Source organism: Azospirillum sp. TSH64 (assembly GCF_003116035.1).
Classification (GTDB): Bacteria; Pseudomonadota; Alphaproteobacteria; order Azospirillales; family Azospirillaceae; genus Azospirillum.
This window is the reverse complement of record NZ_LGQW01000015.1, coordinates 5,358,660-5,368,059: the sequence shown is the minus strand read 5'-3', so window position 1 is coordinate 5,368,059 and position 9,400 is coordinate 5,358,660. Positions and strand designations below refer to the sequence as shown.

Below are 9,400 nucleotides of genomic sequence, written 5' to 3'. Positions count from 1 at the left end.
GGAGGAGGCCGAGCGGGAGGCCTCGGCCGGTGCGGCGCCGCGTGGACATCTGCGCGTCAACAGCAACGTCCCCTTCGGCATGCGCCACCTGATCCCGCTGGTGCCCGAATTCCTGGCCGCCCATCCCGGCGTCACCATCGACCTTGTGCTGTCGGATGCGGTGGTCGACCTGATGGAGGAGCGGGCCGATGTCGCGATCCGGACCGGACCGCTGCGCGATTCAAGCCTGATGATCCGCAAGCTGGGCAGCACCCGCATGGTCGTGGTCGCCTCCCCCGCCTATCTGGAGCGGCATGGGACGCCGAGGCACCCGGACGAGCTTGCCCGCCACAGGGGAATCGGCTGGACCTTCCCGCGCGCCATCGGCGGCTGGCCTTTCAGGACTGCAAGCGACGAAGAGATCGAGGAGCATATGCCGCCCATCGCCGCACGGGCGAGCGACGGGGACGCCGCGCGCCTGCTTGCCCTGGGCGGCGTCGGGCTGGCGCGTCTGGCGCGCTTCCAGGTGGAGACCGACCTCGCCGCCGGTGCGCTTGTGCCGGTGCTGGACCACATGAACCCCGGCGGCAGCGAGGACATCCACGCCGTCTATCTCGGAGGTCCAGGCCCCCTGCCCGCCCGCGTCCGCGCCTTTGTGGATTTCATGGCTGGCCGATGCCACATGACCGATACCAGATGATCGGAGCGCAATCGCGGTGTGCCCGGCCCCGCCGTCACCGCCGCCCCGCCGTCCGGACCGCCAGGAGGAGCGCCACGGCGATCAGCCCGGCCGCGACGGCGAAGGTCGTCCGGGTTCCCGCGGCGACGGCGTCAGGCGCCGCGACGGCCACCTCCGTCCCCACCCCCAGCGTGAAGATCGTCCCCATCACCGAGGCGCCGGTGACCAGCCCCAGATTGCGCGACAGGTTCAGCACACCCGACACCACGCCGCGGCGGTCCTTCTCCACATCCGCCATCACCGCCGTGTTGTTGGCGGTCTGGAACAGCGCATAGCCGGCGGTGACGACGACCAGCGGCCCGACATAGCCAGCCACGCCCAACGTCGCCGGCAGCAGCGCCAGCAGCACGCAGCCGCCCGTCGTGGCGCTCAGCCCCAGGATGGTCATGCGCGCCGCGCCGAAGCGGTCGACGACCCGTCCGGCCGGCACGCCGGTCAGCGCCGCCACCAGCGGACCGGCCGACATGGCCACACCGACCATGCCGGTCTCCAGCCCCAGGGCATGGGCGAGGTGGAACGGCCCCACCACCAGCGTCGCCATCAGCACCGTCGCCACCAGCAGGCTCATCGCCAGACGCCCGCGCAGCGTCCGGTCGCGCAGCATCTCCAGCCGCAGCAGCGGCGACACCATCCGCGCCTCCACCGCCAGGAACAGCCGGAAGCCGGCCACCGCCGCCAGCAGAAGCGTCACCTCGGACCAGCCGAAACCGCCGCGCCCGCCGGTCATCGCCAGCGCATAGGTCCCCAGCGCCAGGGCCAGGATCAGCGTGCCGGGAAAATCGAAGCTCCCCCGCCCGGCTCCGCGCCCCGTCTCCAACCGGGTCTCCAACCGGATTTCCCTCCGGTCGGTCGGCAGGCAGCGCCGCACCAGCAGGAAGGCCACGACGCCCGGCGGCACGGTGACCAGGAAGATCGCGGGCCAGCCGAAGGCCGCGATCAGCAGGCCGCCCAGCGTCGGGCCGAGCGCGGTGCCGACCGCCGATGTCGTTCCCATCAGCCCCATCGCCCGGCCGATCCGCTCCTTCGGCACCGCATCGCCGACGAAGGCGGTGGCGAGCGCCATCATCGCGGCGGCCCCCAGCCCCTGCACCGCGCGGGCCGCGACCAGCATCCACAGGCCGGACGCGGCGGCGGAGGCGGCGGAGCCCGCCGTGAACAGGGCGATCCCGGCCAGCAGCAGGCGCCGCCGCCCGACGATGTCGCCCAGCCGCCCGACCCCGACGATCAGCGTGGTGATCGCCAGCAGATAGGCCAGCACCACCCATTGGACCTCGCGGAACGGCACGTCGAACGCCCGCGCCAGCGCCGGCAACCCGACATTGGCGATGCTGATGCCGAGCGACGACAGCAGCATCGCCAGCGCCAGCCCGGCCAATCCCCCTTGCGCGACCAGCCCTCGCGCCGGTCCGCCCGCCACCGCCTGCTCCGCAACCGCTTCCCTCATGACGCCTCTCCTTCCCGAATGACAGGCATCCAGGCTAGGGCGCGGGCTGGCATGGCGGAACGCGCAGCATCCGCACTGTATTCGTGCATCGGACGCCATGTCCCCGCAGCGGCGGCCGTCGGCCCGTGCTACGCTCCGGCGCATGACCGCACCCGACCTCAACATGCTCGTCACCCTGGACGCCCTGCTGGCGGAAGGCAGCGTCGCCGGTGCGGCGCGCCGGCTGCGGCTCAGCCCGTCGGCGATGAGCCGGGCGCTGGCGCGGCTGCGCGAAGCGACCGGCGACCCGCTGCTGGTCCGGGCCGGGCGCGGCCTCGTCCCCACGCCCCGCGCGCTCGACCTGCGCGACCGCGTCCGCCTGCTGGTGCAGGAGGCGGAGGCGGCGCTGCGCCCGGCCGAAAACCTCGATGTGAGCCGGCTGGCCCGCACCTTCACCCTGCGGACCAGCGACGGTTTCGTCGAAAGCTATGGCGCGGCCCTGCTCACCCTGGTCGCCGCCGAGGCGCCCGGCGTCCGCATCCGCTTTCTGGCCAAGCCGGACAAGGACAGCGGCCCGCTCCGCGACGGCTCGGTCGATCTGGAGACCGGCGTGGTCTCCGTCGGCAGCGGGCCGGAGCTGCGCACCCAGGCCCTGTTCCACGACCGCTTCATCGGCGTCGTCCGCCCCGGCCATCCGCTGGCCGCGGGCGGGATCACCGCCGAGCGCTTCGCCGCCGGCCGCCATGTGCTGGTGTCGCGGCGGGGCGACGACCGCGGGCTGGTGGACGAGGCGCTGGACCGGCTCGGACTCCGGCGCGACGTGGTCGCGACGGTCGGCGGATTCGCCGCGGCGCTGGCGCTGGTGCGCGGCACCGACCTGATCGTCAGCGTGCCCGACCGGCACACCGAGGGGCTGCGCGCCGGTCTCCACGGCTTCGCCCTGCCCTTCCCCGCCCCGGAAGTGACCGTCTCCCTGATCTGGCACCCCCGCCTCGACGCCGACCCGGCCCACCGCTGGCTGCGCGGCTGCGTGCGCAAGGTCTGCGCCTCGCCACCCGGGGCCGAACGCCGGGAGTGATATGGCCGGCGGGGCCATTGCGCACCGACGCACCGCCGCCCTATGCTGATATATCACCAAGAATCACAACGGGAGTTCGCCATGCAGCCGCCCTACCTCGCCGCCGACCAGCGCTATGGCACAATGAGCTACCGGCGCACCGGCCGCAGCGGGCTGGACCTGCCGGCCATTTCGCTGGGGCTCTGGCAGAATTTCGGCGGCACCGACGTGTTCGCCACCGGGCGCGCCGTGCTGCGCCGGGCCTTCGACCGCGGCGTCACCCATTTCGACCTCGCCAACAATTACGGCCCGCCGCCGGGCTCGGCGGAGGAGAATTTCGGCCGCATCCTCGCCACCGATTTCCGGCCCTACCGCGACGAGATGGTGATCTCGACCAAGGCCGGCTACGAGATGTGGCCCGGCCCCTACGGCAACTGGGGTTCGCGCAAATATCTGGTCTCCAGCCTGGACCAGAGCCTGACGCGGATGGGCCTGGATTACGTCGACATCTTCTATTCGCACCGCGTCGATCCCCGCACCCCGCTGGAGGAGACGATGGGGGCGCTCGACCACATCGTCCGCCAGGGCAAGGCGCTCTATGTCGGCATCTCCTCCTACTCGCCGGAGATGACGCGGCGGGCGGCGGGCATCCTGAAGCAGCTGGGCACCCCCTGCCTGATCCACCAGCCCTCCTACTCGATGCTGAACCGCTGGGTTGAAGGCGGCCTGCTCGACACGCTGGAGGATCTCGGCATGGGCTGCATCGCCTTCTCGCCGATGGCGCAGGGCATGCTGACCAGCAAGTATCTCGGTGGCCAGCCTGCCGATGCCCGCGCCGCCAAGGGCGGCAGCCTGCGCGCCAACTTCCTGTCGCCGGAGAATCTGAAGCGCATCCGCGCGCTCGACGCCATCGCCAGGCGGCGCGGCCAGACGCTGGCGCAGATGGCCATCGCCTGGGTCCTGCGCGACCCGCGCGTGACCTCCGCCCTGATCGGCGCGCGCAACGTCGAGCAGCTCGACAACTCGCTGGATGCGCTGAACAGCCTGTCCTTCAGCCCGGAGGAGTTGGCCGAGATCGACAGCCACGCCGTCGCCGACGCCGGCATCAACCTGTGGAGCGCCTCCTCCGCAGCCGAAGCCGGCTGAGCGCAGGGGGGAGCGGCCGGGAGAAAGCGGCCTGCGGGGAAACCCTGGGGGCCGCCCCTCCTTTTGCCTCCCCTTTTAGTCCTTCCGGAGCAGTGGTCGGTTCGCCGAAGTGTAACAGAGATCTGAGAGTCTTTTTCCGACCGCCCCCTCTTCGCCGGCCGACGGTTGACGGCGAAGCGGCGGTACAGGTTGCTCAAGATCGAGGACACGCCATGAACACGCTCTTCCCGGCCCTGGTCGCCGCCGGCATCGTCCTGTCCACCGCCGCCGCGGCCCAGCCGGCTGCCACCGACCTCGCCCAACGCTTTCCCCTGCTGCTCAAGGAGGCCCGGGGCAAGGTTCCCTCGACGTCGGAGGTCGGCACCATCAGCACCACCCTGTCCGCCGCCGAATGGTACTGGAGCCGGGGCGATCAGGCGCAGGCCGTCAGCTACCTGAATTTCGCCCGCGGCCGGTTGGGCCTCAGCCTTGTTCAGCCCGCCGCCCCCGCCGGCCCCACGGCGCCCTGAGTCCGGTGGGGAGGCCGGCGGGACCCGCGCCGGCCAGGGCTCAGAACAGGTGGCGCAGCAGGTAGTACAGCAGGCCGGCCAGCATGATGGCGGCCGGCAGGGTCAGCACCCAGGCCATCGCCATGTTGCGCACCGTGCTCCATTGCAGGCCGGACCCGTTCGCCGCCATGGTGCCGGCGACGCCGCTCGACAGGATGTGGGTGGTCGACACCGGCAGGCCGTAGATCTCCGCCAGCCCGATGGTGCCGGCGGCGACGATCTCCGCCGAGGCGCCCTGGGCATAGGCCAGATGCTGCTTGCCGATCCGCTCGCCGACGGTGACGACGATGCGGCGCCAGCCGACCATGGTGCCGAGCCCGAGCGCCACCGCCACCGAGAACTTCACCCAGTCGGGAATGAAGCGGGTGCCGGCGTTCAGCGCCTCCTGATAGGATTTCAGCGTCTTCGCCTCGTCATCGGGCAGGCTGGCACCGGCCTTCGGCAGCAGGCGGACCGCATCGGCGGCCAGATACATGTCGTTGCGCATGTTCGACGTCGCTTCCGCCGGCACATGCTTGATGGCGCCATAGCTCTGCACGCCCTGGGCGATGTCGGCGGACAGCACGGCCAGCGCGCCATAGACCTCCGGCCGGTTCAGCTCCTTGGTCCGCAGCGCGTCGCCGACCATCCGCCTCGCCTCCTCCGCCGACGCCGGCTGCCGCCCGTCGGCATGCGAGCGCAGGACCGCTTCGGCCCGGTGGGTGGTCTCGACGAAGGCCGGGGTGGTGCTGTCGGGCATGGTGCGGTTCAGCGCATAGGCGGTGGGCACCGCGCCGATCAGGATCAGCATGATCAGCCCCATGCCCTTCTGGCCGTCGTTGCCGCCATGGGCGAAGGACACGGCGGTGCAGGTCAGGATCAGCAGCCCGCGGATCCACAGCGGCGGCGGACGGCTGGGGTCGGCCGGCTCGAACAGGCGCCGGTTCCTCACCGCGCGCTTCAGCACCAGCAGCAGCATGGCGGCCAGCACGAAGCCCATCACCGGGCTGAACAGCAGGGCCTGGAGAACGCCGAAGGCCTGCCCCCATTCGACGCCCGAGGTCGCCTGCCCGTCCGGCGCCATCAGCTGGTTGGCGAGGCCGACCCCGATGACCGAGCCGATCAGGGCATGGGACGAGCTGTTGGGCAGCCCGAGCGCCCAGGTTCCCAGGTTCCAGATGATGGCGGCGATCAGCAGGGCGAAGATCATGGCATAGCCGGCGCTGCTGCCGACCTGAAGGATCAGCTCCACCGGCAGCAGGGTGATGACGCTGTAGGCCACCGCCCCCGACGACAGCAGCACGCCCAGGAAGTTGAAGGCGCCGGACCACAGCACCGCCAGCACCGGCGGCATGCTGTGGGTGTAGATGACGGTCGCCACCGCATTGGCGGTGTCGTGGAAGCCGTTGACGAACTCGAAGCCCAGCGCGATCAGCAGCGCCAGACCGAGAAGCAGGAAGGCCCCCGTCGCCAGCGGCGGCTGGTCCACCCGTTGCAGGTCGGTGACGAAGCCATGGACCGCATAGCCGAGACCGGCGGCCAGCACGACGAGGAACGCCACCGGCAGGGCGGAGTGCGGCTTCTGGTGGAGATTGGGACCGCGAACCGGCGGCGAAGCGCCAGACGGCAGTGTGGTGTCCGACATGGTCGTGCTCGCTGTTCGAGAGGGTCGGGTCGCGGCGCCGGAACCGTCCGGATGCGGTCCGCGGCGCGGCCATCGCTTAACCCGCCGAACACGGGACGGTTGCCGCCGTCACCAAATCTTCACCGAACATTCACCGAGCATCGCAGGTGGCGATAATCACCCTCTCCCGCCCCGGGAGAGGGTGATTATGCGTTCACACTCCGAAGCCGTCCCCCCGGAGCCGCTTGGCGTCAGTCCGCCGTGACGGTGTCGGTCGCCCGATACCGCTCCAGCCAGTGGGCGTAGGGCGCCGGCAGCACCCAGGACGGGCGCTCGACGCCCAGCTCCTTGGCGGCGCGGTAGGGATAATGCGGGTTGGCGAGATGGGCGCGGCCGACCATCACCAGATCGAGCTGCCCGTCGGCGACGGTGCGGTCGGCGATCTTCGGCGCATCGATGCCCCAGGCCGCCGCCACCGGCAGCTCCGCCTCGCGCCGCACCCGCTCGGCGACCGGCGCCAGGAAGGCCGGCCCCCACGGAACATGGGCGTCGGGGGTGGAGAAGCCGACGCTGACGCTCAGCAGGTCGAGCCCGCCGGCGCGGAAGTTGCGGGCCAGTTCGATCGATTCGGCCAGCGTCTGCTCGTCGCGCCCGTCATACTCGATCACGCCGAAGCGGGCGGTCAGCGGCAGGTTTTCCGGCCACACCTCGCGAACCGCCGCCAGCGTCTCCAGCAGGAAGCGGCTGCGCCCGGCAAGGTCGCCGCCATACCGGTCGGTGCGTTTGTTGGCATGGACCGAGAAGAAGCTCTGGCCGAGATAGCCGTGGGCGAAATGCAGCTCCAGCCACTTGAAGCCGGCATCGCGGGCGCGCACGGCGGCGGCGACGAAATCGGCGCGGACGCGGGCGATGTCGTCCAGCGTCATCGCCTTGGGCACCTTCGGCAGATGATGGCCGAAGGGCACCGCCGACGGCGAGAGGGTGTCCCAGCCGCGCGGATCGCCCTCGGCGATGTGGTCGTCGCCTTCCCACGGGCGGTTGGCGCTGGCCTTGCGGCCGGCATGGCCGATCTGGATGCCGGGAACGGCACCGGCGGCGGCGATGGAGGCGGCGATGCGCGCCATCCCCTCCGCCTGGGCGTCAGTCCACAGCCCGGTGCAGCCCGGCGTGATGCGGCCTTCCGGCGACACCGCCGTCGCTTCGACGATCACCAGACCGGCGCCGCCGCGGGCAAGGCCGGGATAATGGGCGAGATGCCAGTCGTTGACGACGCCGTCGACGGCGCTGTACTGGCACATCGGCGGAACCGCGATGCGGTTGCGCAGGGTGACGTCCTTCAGCGTGAAGGGCGTGAACAGAGCGGACATTAGGAATTCCCGTCTCGATCGTGTCGGTGGCGGCAGGGGGTAATGTGTTTGCCTACCCCTGCCGCGGATCGGGGAGATTTAGGTCAGCCCCAGCCTCAACCAAGCCGTCCCGCCGCCAAACGCCCCACGATTGCCGCATGGCTGCGGATACCCTTGCGCAGGCAGCAGCCCACCGGACCGGAGCCGCCCGCCCCGGAACAGGAAACGGCTCACCCCCCCAGCCCGAGCAGCCTGCCCAGGATCGGCTGGCCCGCGACAGCCCCCAGCACGAAGCCGGCCACCAGCCCGACCACCAGTCCCACAAACGCCAGCCCCATCCCGCCGCGGCCGGCGGACTGCGCACGCTCCGCCTGCCGCCCGCCGTTGCCAGCACTGCCGCCGGGCTCGTCGCCCTCGTCGATGGAGGAGGCGCGCCGCGCGCTGTAGGAGGTGTCGGTCGCCTCGTGCCACCCGCGGATGCGCTCCAGCGCCGGCTTCAGCTGGGCGTCGTCGGGCGTGGTGCCACGGCCATGGACGATCTCCCAGGCCAGGGCTGCGAAGCGGCTGGTCGTCCGTCCTTCCGGCGTGAAGATCGCCGCCGGCATACGGCGGTATGTGGCCTTCACCACATCCACGTCATAGGGGAAGGCGGTGCGGAACATCTGCTCGGGGAACTCGTTGCGCAGCTGCGTCAGCGATTCGCGCCCGACCTCGTCGTTGGTGATCGACAGCATCAGGATGCCGGCCAGCGTCAGGCTGGGGTTCAGCCCGTTCTGGATATGCTCCACCACCTGCAAGGTGCGGCGCAGCCCGTCCAGCGCATAGCGCCCCGGAAACACCGGCACGATCAGCCGGTCCGACGCCGCCAAGGCACCGGCCGCCAGATGGCCCAGCGCCGGCGGGCAGTCGATGACGACATAGTCCGGCGGGTTGCGCGAGAAATGCAGCGCCTTGCGCAAGCCCCGCTGCGAGCCGCCGCGGCTGTCCAGCGCATGCTCCAGCGAGTACAGCTTGCGCGCGCCGACGATCATCGACAGCCCGTCGAAGGCGGTCGGGGTGATGGCATCCTCGACGAAGGTTTCCTTGCGCAGCAGGTCGTTGATGCCGACCTTGGCCTTGTCGCGCAGCAGGAAGTTGCTGGTAGCGCTGCTCTGCGGGTCGAAATCGATCAGCACGACGCTCTTGCCCAGCGCCGCCAGCGCGAGCGCGAGGTTCACCGACGTGGTCGTTTTGCCGACGCCGCCCTTCTGGTTGTAGACCGACAGGATGGTCGGCTGCCGTGTCTCCGGCGTGTCGAAGACGTCTTCGTGGCTGGTCATGTCCATTCCGCTTCGCCGTTTCTGCGGCAATCCCCGCACGGCCCGGATCGAATTCCGGTCCGGACTGCGCGGGCGCACTATAAGCGGTGGGGTTTCAACTCTCCACACACCTTTGGGGACAGGGTGGCCGAGTGCGGAACCAGCCACGCCCGGCCGTCCTGCACACCCCTTGCTGCATTCCTGCACAACCGATGCGCAAAGTTTCGGGTCGCCCCAAAGGGCCGCCCGGGTACACATGGT

The 9,400-nt window shown here is 70.8% G+C and carries 8 protein-coding genes; 4 read left to right on the top strand and 4 right to left on the bottom strand.

What is annotated here, in order from left to right; genetic code table 11:
- Positions 1-679, top strand: a 679-nt coding sequence (locus tag TSH64_RS25645) for a LysR substrate-binding domain-containing protein (RefSeq protein WP_109453041.1), incomplete at its 5' end; no start/stop codon positions are given.
- Between the two features lie 34 nt (positions 680-713).
- On the opposite strand, the gene TSH64_RS25640 is transcribed toward TSH64_RS25645, so the two are convergent.
- Complete coding sequence (locus TSH64_RS25640) at positions 714-2,162, bottom strand: MFS transporter (RefSeq protein WP_109449370.1); 1,449 nt, start codon at positions 2,160-2,162, stop codon at positions 714-716.
- 142 nt (positions 2,163-2,304) lie between these two features.
- Here TSH64_RS25640 and TSH64_RS25635 point away from each other — a divergent pair, with 142 nt between their 5' ends.
- From TSH64_RS25635 to TSH64_RS25625, 3 genes are all read left to right on the top strand, one after another.
- Positions 2,305-3,219, top strand: coding sequence for a LysR family transcriptional regulator (locus tag TSH64_RS25635; RefSeq protein WP_109449368.1), 915 nt, complete (start codon positions 2,305-2,307; stop codon positions 3,217-3,219).
- Between the two features lie 81 nt (positions 3,220-3,300).
- Entirely contained in the window at positions 3,301-4,344 is a 1,044-nt protein-coding gene (mgrA, locus tag TSH64_RS25630; RefSeq protein ID WP_109449366.1) for an L-glyceraldehyde 3-phosphate reductase, read from the top strand.
- Between the two features lie 212 nt (positions 4,345-4,556).
- A complete protein-coding gene (locus tag TSH64_RS25625) occupies positions 4,557-4,853 on the top strand; it encodes a hypothetical protein (RefSeq protein ID WP_109449364.1) in 297 nt (98 codons plus the stop codon).
- Between the two features lie 40 nt (positions 4,854-4,893).
- Here the strand turns inward: TSH64_RS25625 and TSH64_RS25620 are convergent, their stop codons facing one another.
- The 3 genes from TSH64_RS25620 to TSH64_RS25610 all read right to left on the bottom strand — a co-directional run bounded on the left by TSH64_RS25620 (position 4,894) and on the right by TSH64_RS25610 (position 9,160).
- A complete protein-coding gene (locus TSH64_RS25620; RefSeq protein ID WP_109449362.1) occupies positions 4,894-6,516 on the bottom strand; it encodes an inorganic phosphate transporter in 1,623 nt (540 codons plus the stop codon).
- 230 nt (positions 6,517-6,746) lie between these two features.
- A complete protein-coding gene (locus TSH64_RS25615; protein WP_109449360.1) occupies positions 6,747-7,862 on the bottom strand; it encodes an NADH:flavin oxidoreductase/NADH oxidase in 1,116 nt (371 codons plus the stop codon).
- 209 nt (positions 7,863-8,071) lie between these two features.
- Positions 8,072-9,160 (bottom strand): AAA family ATPase, encoded by a 1,089-nt coding sequence (locus tag TSH64_RS25610; protein ID WP_282188123.1) that lies wholly within the window; start codon positions 9,158-9,160, stop codon positions 8,072-8,074.
- Between the last annotated feature and the right edge of the window lie 240 nt (positions 9,161-9,400).